Origin of the sequence: Candidatus Dechloromonas phosphoritropha (genome assembly GCA_016722705.1) — a bacterium.
GTDB classification, from domain to species: Bacteria; Pseudomonadota; Gammaproteobacteria; order Burkholderiales; family Rhodocyclaceae; genus Azonexus; species Azonexus phosphoritrophus.
Map to the genome: position 1 here is coordinate 1,302,981 of JADKGN010000004.1, position 17,209 is coordinate 1,320,189.

The following is a 17,209-nucleotide window of genomic DNA, read 5'->3' on the forward strand; positions in this document are numbered from 1 at the left end:
GCTAAGTCAAGAGGATTGCCCTGCACGCCCGCTCAACTTCTCCAGTTTGTCGATGGCGACCTGCTGGGCGACTTTGACTTGCCGGACGATTTTCGGGCGGCAGTCGAGCAACCCGCACCGGAGGCTGCGGAGCCGACCCAATCCTCTTGACTTAGCGGTCTGTCATCTAATTTTGGCAACTTTGCCATCTGGCCGCGCCAAGATATAATCGAGCATGTAACCAATTGATATAAATAGGCGTTATATGACGGCCTAAATATGCCAATATCGTTTCACGGCTAACGGACTACATTCATGGCGCCAATTTCCTTGCCGCCGCCCGCCGCGAGCCTCGGTTTTTCACCCGAAACCGTGAATTGCCATTCACGAATCTGATCGCTTTCCTGCTCACCGGCATTCGCGGCGCAGTTCAGGCGGAGCTTGATTCCTGCTTTGCCCTGCTTGCCGGAAGAACCCGCCTTTGTCGGGCGATCACGGCCAGTGCCTTCTCAAAGGCGCGCAGCCATCTGGTCGCCAATCTCTTTGAGCCGCTCAATACAGAATTGCTGCGCCTGGTCGATGAGGTCGTTCCGCAGCAGCCGGACTGGCAAGGCTTGCGGGTCTTGGCGGCGGATGCATCGAAGGTACGTCTGACCTTGCTTGACCTGGAAGGGCGCCGCCATATTCGAGAAGCGGCCATCTTCGGTTTGTTTCGGCCAGGGATCGAATTGTTCGACTCGCTGATTTTGCACAGTTCGCTGGTCGGCGAACGTCAGATGTTGTTTGAGCGGCTTGACCGACTCGGTGCTCAGGACATGCTGGTGCTTGATCGCGGGTATCCGGGTGCCTGGTTGGTCGCGGCGCTGTTGCATCGAGGTATCCCCTTTTGCATACGCTGTGATTCGTCCGCTTCCTTTTCTGCCATCACCCAGTTCATGCGATCCGGAGAAGATGAGGCGCAGGTGACATTGCCGCCACCGCATCGTCAGGATGCCATTGATTACGAGTGTCCGCGTCTGCCTTCTATGGTTCGCCTGATTCGTCAGGTGACGCCGACTGGCAAGGTACGGGTCTTGATGACCTCCTTGCTTGATACCGCGCGGTATCCGGCCACAAGCTTCTCAGCCCTTTATCACAGCCGTTGGCGTATCGAGGAGGCGTTCAAGCGCATCAAACACCGGCTCAATCTGGAGCACACGTCCGGCCTGACTTGGCTGGCCGCCTGCCAGGATGTTGGGGCCAAGATGGTGTGTGACAATCTCAATGCCCTGGCCACCTACCTGGCTGCGGAAGAGCGGCTGCCCAGCGATTCGCCATGGCGAGTGAATCGGACGATGGCCTTCAATACCGTACGTCGTATCTTGCCCCGAGTCTTGGCGGGTGTGCAGCAAATCACCACCCGAGTTACCAAGGAAATCTTCTCGGAAATCGTCAAAAACCTTCAGAAATTTATCCCTGATCGTGCTCGACCTCGGCCAAACCAGCGAAAGCCTCACCTGTCCTTTGCTTACAAACCCGCCGTATGACTATGGACTAAGTTGAGAGGATTGGGGTATTGGTAGGCGCTCAACATCCATGGTTTCCGCTAGCAGCCTGTCGGACTTAACCAGAAATATGATATAATCATATCCACTATTTCAACGGGCACGGTAATGGCCTTTCAATCGATAGATCGAGATACGGATTACCTACTCCCACCTTCGGTGCAGGATTGGTTACCCAAGGCGCACTTGGCACGGTACGTTGTGGATGTGGTCGAAGGGCTGGACCTCTCGGCGCTGGAGCGGGCCTATGCGGGCAGAGGCAGTGAGGCCTACCCTCCGGCGACGCTGCTGTCGTTGCTGATCTACGGTTACGCCACGGGCACGTTCTCCAGTCGCAAGATCGAACGGGCAACGTACGACTCGCTGGCGTTCCGGTACATTGCCTGCAACCGGCATCCGGATCACGACACCCTGGCGACGTTCAGGACGCGCTTTGGCCAGGAATTTGAATCGGCGTTTGTTCAAGTGCTACAGGTGGCCCGAGAGAACCAACTCTCGCGCTTTGGCACGGTAAGCCTGGATGGCACCAAGATTCACGCCAATGCTAGCCGGCACAGCGCCTTGTCGTACGGGCATTGCGAGAAGATCGAAGCCCATCTGAAGGCCGAAGTGCAGGAACTGTTAGCGCTGGCCGCAGCGGCCGACCAGTCGGTCGTGCCGGACGGGGTCAGCATTCCCGAGGAGATCACCCGCCGGGAAGATCGCTTGGCCGCGATTGCGGCGGCCAAGGTCAAGATCGAAGCGCGAGCCCAGGAGCGGTTCGCGGGGGAACAGGCCGAGTACGAGGCCAAGATGTCGGCTCGTGTGGCCAAGGAAGCAAAGACGGGCAAGAAGCCCCGTAGCAAGGAGCCGGAGCCTCCCGAGCCGGGCCCGCGAGCCAACGACCCGATCAACCTGACCGACGAAGAATCGCGGATCATGAAGGTGGCTGGTGGCGGCTTTGAGCAGTGCTATAACGCGCAGGCGGTCGTTGACACCGAATCGATGCTCATCCTCGCCACGCATGTTACTCAAGCCACGAACGACAAAGAACAGGTTGAGCCCATGCTGGCGAAAGTTCAGGCTAACCCCGAAGGGCTAAATCAGCCCAAGACCTGGCTGGCCGACACCGGCTATTACAGCGCGAAGAACGTCGCGGCGTGTCTCGCCGCCAACAGTGAGCCGCTGATTGCCGTCCAGCGCGACGAGCACCATCCGGACTGGCGGGAACGTTTTACCGAGCCGCTGCTGCTGGCGGGCGACGCCTCGCCGGTCGAGATCATGAAACACACGCTCAAGACACGAACGGGGCGTGCCGCCTATGCGCTACGCAAACAGACGGTTGACCCGGTGTTCGGCATCATCAAGTCGGTGATGGGCTTGCGCCAGTTTCTGCTCCGCGGTCTTTCTAACGTCAAGAACGAATGGACGCTGGTTTGCCTCGCGTGGAATTTGAAGCGCATGGCCGTATTGCGTCCGCAGTGAGAAAATAGAACAGGAGCATTGCAATTCCATGAAAAAACAACCCGATTTCGCCCCAAAAGGTGTCAATTCGTCCCGGATTATGAAATCGCGCCATCGGTCGAACTCAAGCCCGACAGGCTGCTAGCTGTTCCGGCAAGTGCCGGCCCAGAACATCAGCCCTCCTGCAGCCCGTGCCACATTTCCCTGTCGCGCTCGGCCGTCCAGATCCGCGGATGCTTGATGCCGCTCGCCTCATCCACCGCACGCGCGACATCGAAGGGGAGGCAATGCTCGTAGATGAAGACGTGGCCGAACTTCGGATCCATGGCTTTGCGCGCATGCGCCATCGCCTGCTTCAGGTTCATGTCCTGGGCGACGGCTTCCTTCGCGGAGTTCAGCAGCGTGCTGACGAAATCGCGGGTGTAGGCCAGGCCCTCGGCCACGCGGGCCGTGCCAACCAGCACCGGACCACGGCCGGGCACCAGCTTTTCGGCGCTGAAGGCGGCCAGCGCGTCGAGCGTCGCCGGCCATTCCGCGAGCTGGGCGTCACCGGTGTTACAGGCGGCGTCGGCCTCGACCAGGTCGCCGGAGAACAGGACCTTCTCGGATGGGATCCAGACGATGGTGTCGCCCGTGGTGTGGCCCATGCCGACGTGCATGATCTTTACGTCCAGGCCCTTGCCCAGCCACAGGGTCATCTCGTTCCTGAAGACGAGGGTCGGCCAGGTCAGTCCGGGTATTGATTCGAAGTTTTCGAACAGGCGCGGGAAGCGCTCGTATTCGGACATCATGTCCTGTTGACCGCGCTCGACGATCATCTCCCACGTGCCCTGGCTGGCGATGATCTCCTGCATGCCCTCGGCTTGGTAGCCGGAAGCGCCGAGGACGCGCACGGCATGGTAGTGCGAGAGCACGACATACTTGATCGGCTTGTCGGTGATCTTGCGGATCTCGGCGATGAGGTTCCGCGCCATCACCGGCGTCGCCAACGCGTCGCAGATCAGCACGGCGTCCTCGCCGATGACAATGCCGGTATTGGGGTCGCCCTCGGCGGTGTAAGCCCAGCAGTGCGCGGAAAGTTGTTCGAAGGTCGTCTTCTTGACCTCGAGGTCGGCGATCGAAGCGAATTGCTTGCTCATGGGTGGAACTCCTCTAGATGCCAGGGTGCGCGACGTTCACCTTGTTCAGCACGGTGATTTCAGGATGATGCGGGCGGGACGGTGAGCACAATGCCAGCAACCGCTTCCCGTTGACAATGGCAAACCAAACAACCCTGCCGACTTCGGCGGTAACCCAAGCTCTTGCCGGCCGTCCAGTTCCTTGCTCCAGGCAATTCCCGAGCATACTCGAAGCGAAAACCGCTGCCATTTTATAGAATCCGCTCATCACCTGTCAGGAGTTGCGAATGAATACCCTGCGCGTCTATGCGATCGACGGCATCGTCCCCGTGGTCGACCCGTCGGCCTTCGTTCACCCAAGCGCCGTTCTGATCGGCGACGTGATCGTCGGCCCTGGCTGTTATGTCGGCCCCTGCGCCAGCCTGCGCGGCGACTTCGGCCGGCTGCTCCTTGAGCGCGGCGCCAACCTGCAGGATACCTGCGTCATGCACGGATTTCCCGGTACCGATACCATCGTCGGCGAGGATGGGCATATCGGCCACGGCGCCGTGCTGCACGGCTGCCAGGTGCGCAGGAACGCGCTGGTCGGCATGAATGCGGTGATCATGGACAACGCCGTGATCGGCGAATCGGCTATCGTCGCCGCCTGCGCCTTTGTCAAGGCCGGCGTCGAGATACCTCCGCGCAGCCTTGCCGCCGGCATGCCGGCCAGGGTCATCCGTGCCCTCGCGGAAGACGAAATCGCCTGGAAGGTCGAGGGAACCCGCACCTACCAGGAGCTCACCCGGCGCTGCCTGGCGACGATGGTCGAATGCGATCCGCTCGGCGCCGCCGAACCCGACCGCCCGCGCATTCACATGCCGGACGTGATCCCGCTCGTGGAACTGAAGAGGCGTGGCGACCAGGAGCAAGGCCATGATTGACCGGCGTCGCAACAGGCGGCACACTCCGTCCATCTGCCGCACCGGCCATACCCGCTGGACGACGGAACAAGATCCCGGCTCACCATGTCCAGCGCCTTCCTCTTCAAAAGCCTTCTTGGAACCCTCCTGCTCCCGCCGGCCAATGGCCTGCTTTTGCTTCTGCTCGCGGCCCTTTTCCGGCGGCGGCGCTGGGCATTTGGCGTGGCGCTGGTCGGTGGTACCCTGCTGTTTCTGCAAAGCCTGCCCTTCGTCGCCAGCAGTCTCATCGCCCCCCTGGAAGCGCCGGCCGGCGACGTGTTCGTTTCCGCCCAGGGAGCCCAAGCAATCGTCGTGCTCGGTAGCGGCCTCAGGCGCGAGGCTCCCGAATACGGCAACGATACCGTCAATGAACGCAGCCTCGTCCGCCTGCGCTACGGCGCCACTCTGGCGCGCCGGCTGCAACTTCCCGTCCTGATCGCCGGCGGCGTTCCGCTGCACGCCAGCCGTTCCGAAGCCGATGTGATGGCGGCGATTGCCGAAAGGGAATTCGCGGTCCCGGTCCGCTGGAAAGAGCGTGAATCCAAGGACACGGTGGATAACGCCAGAATGTCCGCCGAGATTCTCAAGCCGGCCGGCGTCCGACGCGTGGTGCTGGTCACCCAGGCCTTCCACATGCCCCGCGCGCGTAAGCTTTTCGAAGCAAACGGCCTCGAAGTCATCCCGGCTCCCACCGACTTCAAGGGCGTAAACGAGGGACCACTTGCCGTCTCCGACTTTCTTCCGCAAGCCAAGGCGATGCAGACCTCTTATTATGCGCTGCATGAATGGCTGGGGCTGGCCTGGATTCCCCTGGCAGCGACACTGAACCCCACCTGAGGCGGACGGCGCCGTTCACCCGGGTCATCCGGATGCAAGGTTCAACCGGTGGCTCTTGTGTATCCTGGCCCGCCAGTTGTCCCCAAGCCCCGCTGCCGCAGCGAACTCCGGCCAGCGCAACACGGCCGCCGTGACTTCCTGGATGATGCTCTCGGCACGGCCACGTTTCATCAGCGCGGACCCCGCACACGCTCGGAAATCCTCCAGCGTGAAGCCGTCGCGCTTTCCGTTCAGCGTCATCTGGTGGGTCGAAGTCCACGCGCCCGACGGGTTGTAGCCGTAGGTCACATCGAACGCCGGCGCCAACGACCAGCGGCCCTGCCTGTCCATCAGGAAGGCAATGTTCTTCACATGGTCGTCCTGATTGCGGGCGACGATGTTGAAGACCATGCGCCGGAACTGCTCCTCGACCGCCGCCATCGGCAGGCCGAGCCTGCGGATCGTCAGCAGCGCCTGTTCGTAGGCGTACGCCCCCGCGTGGTTGAAATCGAAATGTGCCAGCGCGCAAAGCGACTGCATGTGCAGCTTTTCACCGCCGGCCAGCCGGTCGAAACGGCGGGTCATGAAATGGCGGCGTCCGCCTTCCTCGAGCAACCGGCACTCGGTCATCGTGACGCCGGCCGCCTTCGCCATCAGGTGGTAGGCGTACTCGATGGCGCCATAGCCTTTCGGATCCTCGAGTTCCTTGTCCCGGTTGCCGGTGACGCCGTCGAATTTCAGCAGCCAGTACTCGAACCCCTCGCCTGCTGCGATCTGCCCGGAACGCACCTCGTTCGTCTCGCGGTTCCAGGCGATCACCGCCTTGGCCCGCGCGCCGCCGGCGGAGGTGCCGACCCTGAGAATGTCGTTCAGCGCTTTCTCGCGCACGGGTCCGGCAAAGGTCGCCTGCATCTCATCGCGATGCGTCAGGACATCGGACGCCAGGCGCACCAGGGCATCGATCCTGACCTTGGTCGCCGTGCGCGGGCGCGGCCCCAGCACCGGCGCAAACTCCAGCGCTCCCATGCCGCGCGTTCCGGTATAGCACAGGCGCTCGATGGCGCCGAAGCTTTCCGGCGTGCGCCCCTGCGTTGCCAGCCAGGCATCGATCAGGGAATTGCCGAACTTGTCCGGCAGCGAATCCGCCAGCAACCCCGGCAGGCCGTGAAAGGTGTTGCGCGACAGCGCGGGGAACTCATAGACACGGTCGCTCAGGGGCATGACCAGCGGCGAAAGCTCGATACCGCTGGCGGCGAATCCCAGGGCGTACTGAAAGGCGGCATGGTCGCGCCCCTCCTCCAGCGCGACCGCCCCAATGGTTCGCCCCCAGAGCCGGACCCTGGCGATCATGTCCCGTCACCCCAGGTCCATTTCTTCGTCTCCGCGGACGCCAGCTTGCGGCCCGTGGCCCGCTGTCGCTTGCGACCCTGCAGCTTCAGTTGGGCGATCGGACCCGCCACTCCTTCAGGGACGAGCGCATCGAGCCGCTCCAGCAGGCCGAGCGCCCGGCAGACCCGGACAAACCCCGATAGCTGCGTTGCCACCTGGCCAGATTCCAGCCGCTCGACCGTCCGTTTGCCAAGACCCGCCTCCTCGGCCAGCGCCGCCTGAGTCAGGTTGCGCTCCAGCCGTGCTTGCGTCAGTCGTTCACCCAGCTCACGAAGAATGGACTCATTGCTCAACGTGTCGGTAATCTTCATAATGCGTCACTTTCGGCGAATTAAACGATCAGGTGAATCATATTCGCCATATATGACGAATCGATTAGATCTGAATGAACAGATCAAATGGGAACCGACTGCTCGCCAGCCCGGGCACCCGGCCACGCGAAAAGGGCGACCCGCCTGCGGATCGCCCTCGCATCACACCATCAGTTACTGCCGATCAGGTGGCTTTTGCCTTGACGTAGCGCCCCGGCGCCGGCTCGATCTCCTGGTAGGTCGCGTTGCCCGGCTTCTTCGGTGCGGCAATCTTCTTGCCGCTACGCTGACCAAGCCATTCGGCCCAGTTCGGCCACCAGCTACCCTTCTGCTCGGTGGCTCCGGCTACCCACTCTTCGGCAGTCAGCGCTTCCTCGCTGTCGTTCACCCAGTAGCTGCGACGGTTCTTCGACGCCGGGTTGATCGAACCGGCAATGTGGCCACTGGCGGCCAACGCGAAGGTGCTCGAGCCACCCAGTATCTTGCGCGACAGGTACGCGGCATGCCACAGCACCAGATGATCCTCGCGCGCTGCCATGATGTAAGACGGAACGTTGATCTTGCCGAGATCGATCTTCTGACCCAGCATCTCCAGTTTGCCCGGTACGCGCAGGTTGTTGGCCAGGTACATGTTGCGCAGATACCAGGTGAAGCACGGCCCCGGCAGGTTGGTGCTGTCCGAGTTCCAGTAGAGCAGATCGAACGGCTTCGGCTTGTCGCCCTTCAGATAGTTGCCGACGACGTATTGCCAGATCAGGTCGTTGGAACGCAACGCCGAGAACACCGCAGCCAGGTCACGGCCGTGCATGACGCCGCCCTTGCCGATCTTGGCCTCGTACGCCGCGACACCGGCCTCGGTCACCAGTGAGCCGATTTCGCCCGGTTCGGAATAGTCGAGCAGGGACGTCATCAGGGTCAGGCTCTCCACCGGATCCTCGCCGCGCGCCCTGAGCAAGGCCAGCGCCGAGCAGATCAGCGGACCGCCGATGCAGAAGCCGAGCACGTTGGGCTTGGCCACGCCGGTGATCTCGGGCACGATGCGCAGCGCCGTCAGCGGGCCCATCTCCAGGTAATCCTCCCAGGTGATCTTCGCTTGCTCCTCGGTGGCGCTGCGCCACGAAACGAGGAACACGGTGAAGCCCTGCTCGACGATATAACCGACAAACGAATTGTCCGGTTGCAGGTCCATCAGGTAATACTTGTTGATGAACGGCGGGAAGATCAGCAGCGGCCGTTCCGCCACCTTGGCGGTGGTCGGGGTGTACTGGATCAACTGGATCAGTTCATTCTCATAGACGACGGTGCCGGGCGTGGTCGCGATGTTCTTGCCGATCTCGAACGCTGCCTCGTCGGTCATCGAAATGCGGCCCTTCTGCAGGTCCTCCAGCATGTTCTTGAGGCCGTTGGTAATGCTCTCACCCTTGGTCTCGGCCGCAATCTTCATGAATTCCGGGTTGGTCGCGGCAAAGTTGGATGGCGCCATGGCCTCCACCAGCAAGCGGGTCACGAACTGCATCCGCGTCTTGTTGGGCCCCTCTTCGATCGGCGCCGTCTCGGCAGCCTTGGTCAGGAAAGCGGAGTTGAGCAGGTAAGCCTGGCGCAGATAATCGAAAAACGGGTTTTCGGCCCACTCCGGCGCGTTGAAGCGGCGATCGCCCGGCTCCGGCTTCACCAGTGGCTCGGCGGCCTCGCCCTGCTTGCGCTGCAGCATCGACTGCCACAACTGGGCGTGCTGCGCGGCGAACTCCTGCTGCATCTTGGCAAACGGTTCAAGATCGGGCATCGGCATCGCCGGCAGCGCAGGGGGGCTGCCCGCTGCGGGCGACCCCGACTGCTGCTTGGTAAGAAAGTCCATATAGGCCTGGGTCATCGACTGGCCGGCCTGCATCATCTGCTGAAAGACATCCTTGGTTGGATCTGGCGGAACGGACATGGGAATTGCCTCCTCATTGTGGTTATCGCGAAAAGCGGGTACATCATGATCCCGACCGGGCTTATTCTGCGGCAATTCGCGCACCGCGCATAGTGAGCGACAAAATTCCGGCACGATTATCGGCAACTTGAGCGGCTGGCGCTGGCTTCGACCTGCCTGATTTCAACGACGACCCGCTCGAGATCGATCACTGGTAGTGGACGGTGCTCGCCCATGATGGTTGTTGGATACGGACGCCGACCAGCAAGCCTGTCGCGGTCGACCACCATATTTCGGCATTTTCCGCAGTCGACCGCAACAGCCTGTTTGGGCACGGACAAATCGGTTTATAATCCGCCACCTACCGAGGAGCGCTGCAGGGGATGTCTCTCTCAGGCTCGGTTTTGAACGGCGCTCACCCATTAAACCCCGTGCCGGGCACGGGATGCCGGGTGAGCATCCCTCCCGGCCACAGTTATTCAGGAGCTTACTGTGGCTGAATTCAAAGACTGCGTTATCGCTGACATCAACCTTGCCGACTGGGGTCGCAAGGAAATCCGCATTGCCGAAACCGAAATGCCCGGCCTGATGGCCATTCGCGAGGAATTCGCGAAAACGCAACCGCTCAAGGGCGCGCGCATCACCGGGTCGCTGCACATGACCATCCAGACCGCCGTGCTGATCGAAACGCTAACGGCGCTCGGCGCCGAAGTCCGCTGGGCGTCGTGCAACATCTTCTCGACCCAGGACCACGCCGCCGCCGCGATCGCTGCGCAAAACATCCCGGTCTTCGCCGTCAAGGGCGAGTCGCTCGCCGATTACTGGGATTACACCCACCGCATCTTCGAATGGGCCGACGGCGGCTACTCCAACATGATCCTCGACGACGGCGGCGATGCGACACTGCTCCTGCACCTCGGCGCCCGCACCGAAAAGGACATTTCCGTGCTGGCCAAGCCGGGTTCCGAGGAAGAAACCATCCTCTTCGCCGCGATCAAGGCCAAACTGGCCGTTGATCCGACCTGGTACTCCGTGCGCCTCGCCCAGATCAAGGGCGTCACCGAGGAAACGACGACCGGCGTCCATCGCCTGTACCAGATGCACGAGCGCGGCGAACTCAAGTTCCCGGCGATCAACGTCAACGACTCGGTCACCAAGTCCAAGTTCGACAACCTCTATGGTTGCCGCGAATCGCTGGTCGACAGCGTCAAACGCGCCACTGACGTCATGATCGCCGGCAAGGTCGCCCTGATCGCCGGTTACGGCGATGTCGGCAAGGGTTCGGCGCAGGCCATGCGCGCGCTGTCGGCCCAGGTCTGGGTCACCGAGATCGACCCAATCTGTGCGCTGCAAGCCGCCATGGAAGGCTACCGCGTCGTCACCATGGAATACGCTGCCGACAAGGCCGACATCTTCGTCACCGCCACCGGCAACTATCACGTCATCACCCATGATCACATGGCGGCGATGAAGGATCAGGCCATCGTCTGCAACATCGGCCACTTCGACAACGAAATCGACGTCGCTTCGGTCGAGAAATACCAGTGGGAAGAAATCAAGCCGCAGGTCGATCACATCATCTTCCCCGATGGCAAGCGCATCATCATGCTGGCCAAGGGCCGTCTGGTGAACCTCGGCTGTGGCACCGGGCATCCGTCCTATGTCATGTCGTCTTCGTTCGCCAACCAGACCATCGCCCAGATCGAGCTGTTCACGCGCACCGCCGACTATCCGGTCGGCGTCTATACGCTGCCCAAGCATCTCGACGAGAAGGTCGCCCGCCTGCAACTGAAAAAACTGAACGCGCAACTGAGCAAGCTGACCGACGCGCAGGCTGGCTACATCGGCGTTTCCACCGACGGCCCATACAAGGCCGAGCACTACCGCTACTGAGAGGCATAAATGCTGCAACTCATCGTGATCTGGGTCATCAATGCCCTGGCATTGCTGGCCTTGCCCTACGTCTTCTCGTCGATTCACGTCGCGAGTTTCGGGACGGCGCTGCTGGTGGCGCTCGTCCTCGGCCTGATCAACACCTTGTTGCGTCCGCTGCTCGTTCTGCTAACACTGCCGGTGACGCTGCTGACGCTCGGGCTATTCATCTTCGTCATCAACGCCCTCCTCTTTCAGATGGCCGGCCATCTGGTCAGCGGTTTCGAGGTCGGCGGCTTCTGGTCGGCGCTGTTCGGGTCGATCGGCTACAGCGTGATCTCGTGGGCGCTGCACGCGCTGGTTTTCTCGCAAAAGTCCAGCTAAATGCCAAGGGCCGACCAGTTGCTCGTCGCATCCGGACTTGCGGCCTCGCGCACCGCTGCCCAGCGCATGATTGCCGCTGGTCGGGTCAACTGGCCGGGCGGCATCGTCGCCAAGGCAGCACTGGATTTAGCCCCTGAAACGCTGTTGACCGTGACAGCCGACCCGGAAGACCGTTTCGTCTCGCGCGGCGGACTGAAACTGGCCGGCGCGCTGGCCGCCTCCGGTATCGATGTCGCGGGCCGAACCTGCCTCGATGTCGGGCAGTCCACCGGCGGCTTCACCGACTGCCTGCTGCAGGCCGGTGCCCGGCACGTCGTCGGTCTCGATGTCGGACACGGACAGCTTCACTCCCGGCTGCTGGCCGATTCCCGCGTCACCGCGATCGAGGGCATCAACTGCCGGTCGCTGGTCGCCGCCGATCTCGGCAGCGCCTTGCCGAACAAGGGATTCGACCTGATCGTCGGCGATCTGTCCTTCATCTCGCTGACGCTCGTCCTGCCGCAACTCCCGCCACTGCTGGCCGCCGGCGGCGACCTGCTGCTGCTGGTCAAGCCGCAGTTCGAAGTCGGTTCCGGCAACATCGGCAAGGGCGGCATCGTGCGCGACCCGAGCCTCTATGGCGAAGTCGAAAACAAGTTGCGCCAATGCGCTGCCAGCCTCGGCCTCGCAGTCCGTGCCTGGTTCGCCAGTCCGATTACCGGCGGCGACGGCAACCGCGAATTCTTCATCTGGTTGAACAAATGAAAACTGAAATCTCCATCGAATTCTTTCCCCCGCAGACGCCGGAAGGCATGGAAAAGCTGCGCGCCACCTGGGCACGGCTGGCCGAGTTGAAACCCGCATTTTTCTCGGTCACTTACGGCGCCGGTGGCTCGACACGCGAGCGCACCATCGCCGTGGTCAAGGAAATCGCCGCCGGGGGCTTTACCGCCGCCCCCCATCTGTCGTGCATCGGTTCGACCCGCGACAACATTCGCGAAATCCTGGCGGATTACAAGGCGGCCGGCATCCGGCGCACCGTCGCCCTGCGCGGCGACCTGCCCTCGGGCATGGCTGAGGCCGGCGAATTCCGCCACGCCAACGAACTGGTCGAATTCATCCGCGGCGAAACCGACGACTGGTTCACCATCGAAGTCGCCGCCTACCCGGAATGGCACCCGCAGGCGCGCAGCCCAAGGGACGATCTCGCGGCTTTCGCGCGCAAGGTCAGGGCTGGCGCCAACTCGGCGATCACCCAGTATTTCTACAACGCCGACGCCTATTTCCATTTCGTCGACAAAGCCCGGGCGCTCGGAGTCGAGATCCCCATCGTGCCCGGCATCATGCCGATCGCCGGCTTCAGCAAGCTGGCCCGCTTCTCGGACGCCTGCGGCGCCAACATCCCGCGCTGGATGCGCAAGAAATTCGAGAGTTTCGGCGACGATGCCGACTCGATCCGCGCCTTTGGCCTCGATGTCGTCAGCGAACTGTGCGAACGCCTGCTCAAGGGCGGCGCCCCCGGCCTGCACTTTTACAGCATGAACCAGTCGGCGCTGACGATGGAGATTTGCAAACGACTCGGCTGAAAGCACTGGCGCGCCATGCGCTAAAGTAATCGCCTTCCGGTGCCTGGCACCAAATCGACAAGAAACCAGCCCATGGCGATCAAGAAATCCGAACTCTATTCCTCCCTCTGGGCCTCCTGCGACGAACTGCGTGGTGGCATGGATGCCAGCCAGTACAAGGACTACGTTCTTGTCCTGCTGTTCGTCAAATACGTTTCCGACAAATACGCCGGCGTGCCGTATGCGCCGATCACCATCCCTGACGGTGCCAGCTTCAAGGACATGGTCGCCCTCAAGGGCAAGCCGGACATCGGCGACCAGATCAACAAGAAGATCATCGGCCCGCTGGCCAACGCCAACAAGCTGTCCGACATGCCGGATTTCAACGATCCGGGCAAGCTGGGCAGCGGCCAAGAGATTGTCGACCGTCTCACCAACCTGATTTCGATCTTCGAAAACAAGGCGCTCGACTTCAGCAAGAACCGCGCGGACGGCGACGACATTCTCGGCGACGCCTACGAATACCTGATGCGCCACTTTGCCGCCGAGAGCGGCAAGAGCAAAGGCCAGTTCTACACGCCTGCCGAAGTCAGCCGCATCATGGCGCGAATCATTGGCATCCACGAGGCTGTCACCACCAACAACACCACCGTGTATGACCCGACTTGTGGTTCAGGTTCACTGCTCTTGAAAGTGGGCGACGAAGCCCACGCCAAGGTCACGCTCTACGGCCAGGAAAAAGATGCCGCCACTTCCGGTCTGGCGCGGATGAACATGATCCTGCACAACAACCCGACGGCGGAGATCAAGCAGGGCAACACACTGGACAATCCACGTTTCACCAGTGACGATGGCCAGCTCAAGACTTTCGACTTCGTCGTTGCCAATCCGCCGTTCAGCGATAAGCGTTGGAGCACCGGCCTTGATCCACTCAATGATCCGCACGGGCGATTCAAGCATTTCGGCACGCCGCCAGCCAAACAGGGCGATTTCGCCTACCTGCTGCATATCGTTCGCTCGCTGCGCAGCGCCGGCAAAGCTGCCTGCATCCTGCCGCACGGCGTTCTGTTTCGCGGCAACGCTGAAGCCGACATTCGCCGCAACCTGATTCGCAAGGGCTACATCAAGGGCATCATCGGGCTACCGGCCAACCTGTTCTACGGCACCGGCATTCCCGCCTGCATCGTCGTCATCGACAAGGAAAACGCCCACACCCGCAAGGGCATCTTTATGATCGACGCCAGCGCCGGATACATGAAGGATGGCCCCAAGAACCGCCTGCGCGACTGCGACATTCACAAGATCGTCGATACCTTCAACCGCCGCGACGACAGCGACCCCAAGTATTCGCGCATGGTCGGCATCGAAGAAATCGAGAAGAACGACTTCAACCTCAATATCCCGCGCTACATCGACAGCCAGCAGGCCGAAGACATTCAGGACATCGAAGGCCACCTGAAAGGCGGCATCCCCAGTACCGACGTCGATGCCTTGCAGGCGTACTGGCATGTCTGCCCGCAGCTACGGCAAACGCTTTTCTCCCCTCGCCCTCAGGGAGAGGGGCTGGGGGTCAGGGCCTCCGCACTCGGAATGAATAATTCCATTTGTCATTATCTCCCTGAAAAAGTCGTTAACATTCAGCACGTTACGCCATCATCTTGCAAACCCATCGAAAATCACGTCTGCTCTCGTCTTTTGGGTGTCCCCAATGAGCGCGACGAAAGGTCTGGTTTTGATGGAATGCTTGAACGAAATCGATGATCCCCGAAAGGCCAGCAATGGGACGCGGCATGACTTTCGGGAGATGCTCGTGATGGCGATCGCCGGTGTTCTCTCGGATTGCGACAGTGTGGAAGACGCTGCTGCCTGGGCGCAATCGCGTGAGCAGTGGTTGCGTCGGTTTCTGGTGCTGAAAAATGGCGTGCCGTCCGAAGACACCTTTCTGCGACTCTTTCGCCTGCTTGATCCTGGGCAATTCGAAGCCAGCTTCCGGCGCTGGGTGACTCAGGCCGTACCGACGTTGGCAGGAACGATTGCGGTCGACGGCAAAACGGTGCGTGGATCGGGCAATGGTGGCGAAGACGCCATTCACCTGGTTAGCGCCTTCGCCACCCAACTGGGCATTGCCCTGGGTCAGGAGAAGGTCTGCGGCAAGAGCAACGAAATCACCGCCATTCCCGAATTGCTTGAAGCGCTTGCGATCGACGGCTTTCTGGTCAGTATCGATGCCATGGGCTGCCAGCGCGCCATTGCCCGAAAGATCATTGACAAAAAAGCGGATTACCTGCTCGCCGTCAAAGGCAATCAACCCAAGCTGTTCAACGCGATCCAGGGCGCTTTCATTGATCGTCGAGAGACAGCGGGGCGAAACGAACACGTCGAGAAATCGCATGGCCGCGTGGTGGCGCAAATCGCGTCGATCCTGCCAGCGGAAGGCGTCGTGGTGTTGGCTGACTGGCCGGAGTGCGCCGTCATTGGCCGCATTGACTCGGTACGTCAGGTCACCGGCAAGGCGGCGACGCTGGAGCAACGGTATTACATTGCCTCGCGGGCTTTGACGCCTGAGCAACTGGCCCAAGCGGCCCGTAGCCATTGGGGAATCGAGAACCAACTTCATTGGATGCTTGATGTCACGATGGGCGAGGACGGCAGTACGGTGCGTAAAGACCATGCGCCACAAAACCTCTCCCTGCTCAAGAAGATCGTCCTCAATCTCATTCGCCTGGATAAGACCGACAAAAAGAAATGCAGCTTGCGCTTGAAGCGCAAGCGGGCAGCCTGGGATGATGAGGTACGCATGAACATGTTGGGATTTCCGGCATTATGATGTTCGAGTGCGGAGGCCCTGGGCTGGGGGTGAGGGCTGGCTATCTCGATCTCGCCGTCGGCAAGCAGGCCATCAAGCCCACCATCTACGAGCACCCGGAATTCGTCAGCTTCATCGACAGCATGAGCGCCCTGTTTGCCGGCTGGCAGCAGCGCAGCGCCCAAACGCTCAAAGCCTTGCAAGCTGGCTGCCAGCCCAAGACCGTCATCCATGAACTGGCCGAAGACCTGCTCGCCCATTACACCGGCAAACTGCTGATCGACAAATACGCCGTCTATCAGCACCTGATGGATTACTGGGCGACGACGATGCAGGATGACTGCTACCTGATCCGCCTGCGATGATTTTCATGGTTGCTCGCGCTAATTCCTCGTGGGTCGCCGCCTGTTTTCATCAACAAATATCCAGGTATCCGGCTTGTGCAAGGTCAGGTATTGCAAAATTCATGGCAGCATATATGCTGTCACTATGATTTCTATCGTTATCGATACCAATGTGTTCATCGCGGGCTTGCGCTCGGCCGGCGGTGCGTCGCGGGCGGTATTGCGCCGCGCGCTGGAAGGAAGATTTCAGCCCCTTTTCGGCAATGCGCTGTGGCTGGAATACCAGGACTTGCTCGGTCGCCCGGTTTGGGGGGATGCCACCACGCCTGCCGAGCGCCTTCAGGTATTGGCGGCGCTGGCAAAACAAGGGCGTTGGGTCACGGTGTATTACGGCTGGCGGCCCAATTTGCCGGATGAGGCCGACAACCACCTGATAGAACTTGCGTTGGCAGGTGGGGCTGCGGCCATCGTTACGCACAATCTACGTGACATCAGAGGCGGCGAATTGCGCCTTGGCAATCTGCGGGTACTCACTCCCGCGCAATGTTTGGAGGAATGGAAATGAGTACCTTGACCATCCGTTTACCCGATGACACCGCAGAGCGCCTGAAAGCATTGGCGCAGAGCCGTGGCTTGAGCATGAACAAGCTGGTTGAACAACTCAGCGCCCATGCGCTGTCCGCTTGGGACACCGAAAATCACTTCCGCGCCATGGCCGCAACCGGCGATGTACGTCAGGCCCTGAGCGTTCTGGATCGATTGGATGCCGCCGACCAATGACAGCGGGCGCCAAGGAGTCAACGATC

Annotated in this window: 15 protein-coding genes, 2 pseudogenes and 1 riboswitch; of the genes and pseudogenes, 13 read left to right on the forward strand and 4 right to left on the reverse strand. The window is 61.1% G+C overall.

Annotated elements, in window-relative coordinates:
- The first annotated feature begins 290 nt into the window (after nucleotides 1–290).
- Nucleotides 291–1,505, forward strand: coding sequence for an IS4 family transposase (locus tag IPP03_12050; GenBank protein MBL0353344.1), 1,215 nt, complete (start codon nucleotides 291–293; stop codon nucleotides 1,503–1,505).
- 126 nt (nucleotides 1,506–1,631) lie between these two features.
- Nucleotides 1,632–2,987, forward strand: coding sequence for an IS1182 family transposase (locus IPP03_12055; protein ID MBL0353345.1), 1,356 nt, complete (start codon nucleotides 1,632–1,634; stop codon nucleotides 2,985–2,987).
- A 152-nt stretch (nucleotides 2,988–3,139) separates the two neighbouring features.
- Here the strand turns inward: IPP03_12055 and IPP03_12060 are convergent, their stop codons facing one another.
- On the reverse strand, nucleotides 3,140–4,105 hold the full coding sequence (locus IPP03_12060; protein ID MBL0353346.1) for an MBL fold metallo-hydrolase: 966 nt from the start codon (nucleotides 4,103–4,105) through the stop codon (nucleotides 3,140–3,142).
- 266 nt (nucleotides 4,106–4,371) lie between these two features.
- Here IPP03_12060 and paaY point away from each other — a divergent pair, with 266 nt between their 5' ends.
- Entirely contained in the window at nucleotides 4,372–5,007 is a 636-nt protein-coding gene (paaY, locus tag IPP03_12065; protein MBL0353347.1) for a phenylacetic acid degradation protein PaaY, read from the forward strand.
- Nucleotides 5,008–5,091: 84 nt separating this feature from the next.
- A complete protein-coding gene (locus IPP03_12070) occupies nucleotides 5,092–5,862 on the forward strand; it encodes a YdcF family protein (GenBank protein MBL0353348.1) in 771 nt (256 codons plus the stop codon).
- Nucleotides 5,863–5,886: 24 nt separating this feature from the next.
- Here the strand turns inward: IPP03_12070 and IPP03_12075 are convergent, their stop codons facing one another.
- The 3 genes from IPP03_12075 to phaC all read right to left on the reverse strand — a co-directional run bounded on the left by IPP03_12075 (nucleotide 5,887) and on the right by phaC (nucleotide 9,432).
- Entirely contained in the window at nucleotides 5,887–7,191 is a 1,305-nt protein-coding gene (locus IPP03_12075) for a type II toxin-antitoxin system HipA family toxin (protein MBL0353349.1), read from the reverse strand.
- Nucleotides 7,188–7,541 carry a helix-turn-helix transcriptional regulator gene (locus IPP03_12080; protein ID MBL0353350.1) on the reverse strand — a complete coding sequence of 118 codons (354 nt, stop codon included), beginning with the start codon at nucleotides 7,539–7,541 and terminating at the stop codon, nucleotides 7,188–7,190. The genes IPP03_12075 and IPP03_12080 overlap by 4 nt, the downstream gene beginning before the upstream one ends.
- Before the next feature lie 184 nt (nucleotides 7,542–7,725).
- The gene (gene phaC, locus IPP03_12085; GenBank protein ID MBL0353351.1) at nucleotides 7,726–9,432 is read right to left on the reverse strand and encodes a class I poly(R)-hydroxyalkanoic acid synthase; all 1,707 of its coding nucleotides are present in this window, start codon (nucleotides 9,430–9,432) and stop codon (nucleotides 7,726–7,728) included.
- A gap of 381 nt (nucleotides 9,433–9,813) precedes the next feature.
- Nucleotides 9,814–9,877: riboswitch (S-adenosyl-L-homocysteine riboswitch) on the forward strand.
- Nucleotides 9,878–9,945: 68 nt separating this feature from the next.
- Between phaC and IPP03_12090 the strand changes: the two genes are divergently transcribed.
- The 9 genes and pseudogenes from IPP03_12090 to IPP03_12130 all read left to right on the forward strand — a co-directional run bounded on the left by IPP03_12090 (nucleotide 9,946) and on the right by IPP03_12130 (nucleotide 17,183).
- Nucleotides 9,946–11,346: an adenosylhomocysteinase gene (locus tag IPP03_12090; protein ID MBL0353352.1), complete on the forward strand. Its 1,401-nt coding sequence runs from the start codon at nucleotides 9,946–9,948 to the stop codon at nucleotides 11,344–11,346.
- A gap of 12 nt (nucleotides 11,347–11,358) precedes the next feature.
- Complete coding sequence (locus IPP03_12095) at nucleotides 11,359–11,709, forward strand: phage holin family protein (protein MBL0353353.1); 351 nt, start codon at nucleotides 11,359–11,361, stop codon at nucleotides 11,707–11,709.
- Nucleotides 11,710–12,453 carry a TlyA family RNA methyltransferase gene (locus IPP03_12100; GenBank protein ID MBL0353354.1) on the forward strand — a complete coding sequence of 248 codons (744 nt, stop codon included), beginning with the start codon at nucleotides 11,710–11,712 and terminating at the stop codon, nucleotides 12,451–12,453.
- Complete coding sequence (metF, locus tag IPP03_12105) at nucleotides 12,450–13,274, forward strand: methylenetetrahydrofolate reductase [NAD(P)H] (GenBank protein ID MBL0353355.1); 825 nt, start codon at nucleotides 12,450–12,452, stop codon at nucleotides 13,272–13,274. The genes IPP03_12100 and metF overlap by 4 nt, the downstream gene beginning before the upstream one ends.
- A 72-nt stretch (nucleotides 13,275–13,346) precedes the next feature.
- Nucleotides 13,347–14,801 (forward strand): annotated as a pseudogene (locus tag IPP03_12110) (type I restriction-modification system subunit M).
- Between the two features lie 187 nt (nucleotides 14,802–14,988).
- A complete protein-coding gene (locus tag IPP03_12115) occupies nucleotides 14,989–16,080 on the forward strand; it encodes an ISAs1 family transposase (GenBank protein ID MBL0353356.1) in 1,092 nt (363 codons plus the stop codon).
- Between the two features lie 32 nt (nucleotides 16,081–16,112).
- Nucleotides 16,113–16,412 (forward strand): annotated as a pseudogene (locus IPP03_12120) (type I restriction endonuclease subunit M).
- Nucleotides 16,413–16,548: 136 nt separating this feature from the next.
- Nucleotides 16,549–16,968, forward strand: coding sequence for a PIN domain-containing protein (locus tag IPP03_12125; protein MBL0353357.1), 420 nt, complete (start codon nucleotides 16,549–16,551; stop codon nucleotides 16,966–16,968).
- On the forward strand, nucleotides 16,965–17,183 hold the full coding sequence (locus tag IPP03_12130; protein MBL0353358.1) for a ribbon-helix-helix protein, CopG family: 219 nt from the start codon (nucleotides 16,965–16,967) through the stop codon (nucleotides 17,181–17,183). The genes IPP03_12125 and IPP03_12130 overlap by 4 nt, the downstream gene beginning before the upstream one ends.
- Nucleotides 17,184–17,209: the final 26 nt, after the last annotated feature.

Coding starts and splice junctions, on each gene's coding strand:
- IPP03_12060 (MBL0353346.1), bottom strand. CDS start 4,105: ATGAGCAAGCAATTCGCTTCGATCGCCGACCTCGAGGTCAAGAAGACG.
- phaC (MBL0353351.1), bottom strand. CDS start 9,432: ATGATGCAGGCCGGCCAGTCGATGACCCAGGCCTATATGGACTTTCTT.
- IPP03_12075 (MBL0353349.1), bottom strand. CDS start 7,191: ATGATCGCCAGGGTCCGGCTCTGGGGGCGAACCATTGGGGCGGTCGCG.
- IPP03_12080 (MBL0353350.1), bottom strand. CDS start 7,541: ATGAAGATTACCGACACGTTGAGCAATGAGTCCATTCTTCGTGAGCTG.
- IPP03_12115 (MBL0353356.1), top strand. CDS start 14,989: ATGGAATGCTTGAACGAAATCGATGATCCCCGAAAGGCCAGCAATGGG.
- metF (MBL0353355.1), top strand. CDS start 12,450: ATGAAAACTGAAATCTCCATCGAATTCTTTCCCCCGCAGACGCCGGAA.
- IPP03_12070 (MBL0353348.1), top strand. CDS start 5,092: ATGTCCAGCGCCTTCCTCTTCAAAAGCCTTCTTGGAACCCTCCTGCTC.
- IPP03_12125 (MBL0353357.1), top strand. CDS start 16,549: ATGATTTCTATCGTTATCGATACCAATGTGTTCATCGCGGGCTTGCGC.
- IPP03_12100 (MBL0353354.1), top strand. CDS start 11,710: ATGCCAAGGGCCGACCAGTTGCTCGTCGCATCCGGACTTGCGGCCTCG.
- IPP03_12130 (MBL0353358.1), top strand. CDS start 16,965: ATGAGTACCTTGACCATCCGTTTACCCGATGACACCGCAGAGCGCCTG.
- IPP03_12055 (MBL0353345.1), top strand. CDS start 1,632: ATGGCCTTTCAATCGATAGATCGAGATACGGATTACCTACTCCCACCT.
- paaY (MBL0353347.1), top strand. CDS start 4,372: ATGAATACCCTGCGCGTCTATGCGATCGACGGCATCGTCCCCGTGGTC.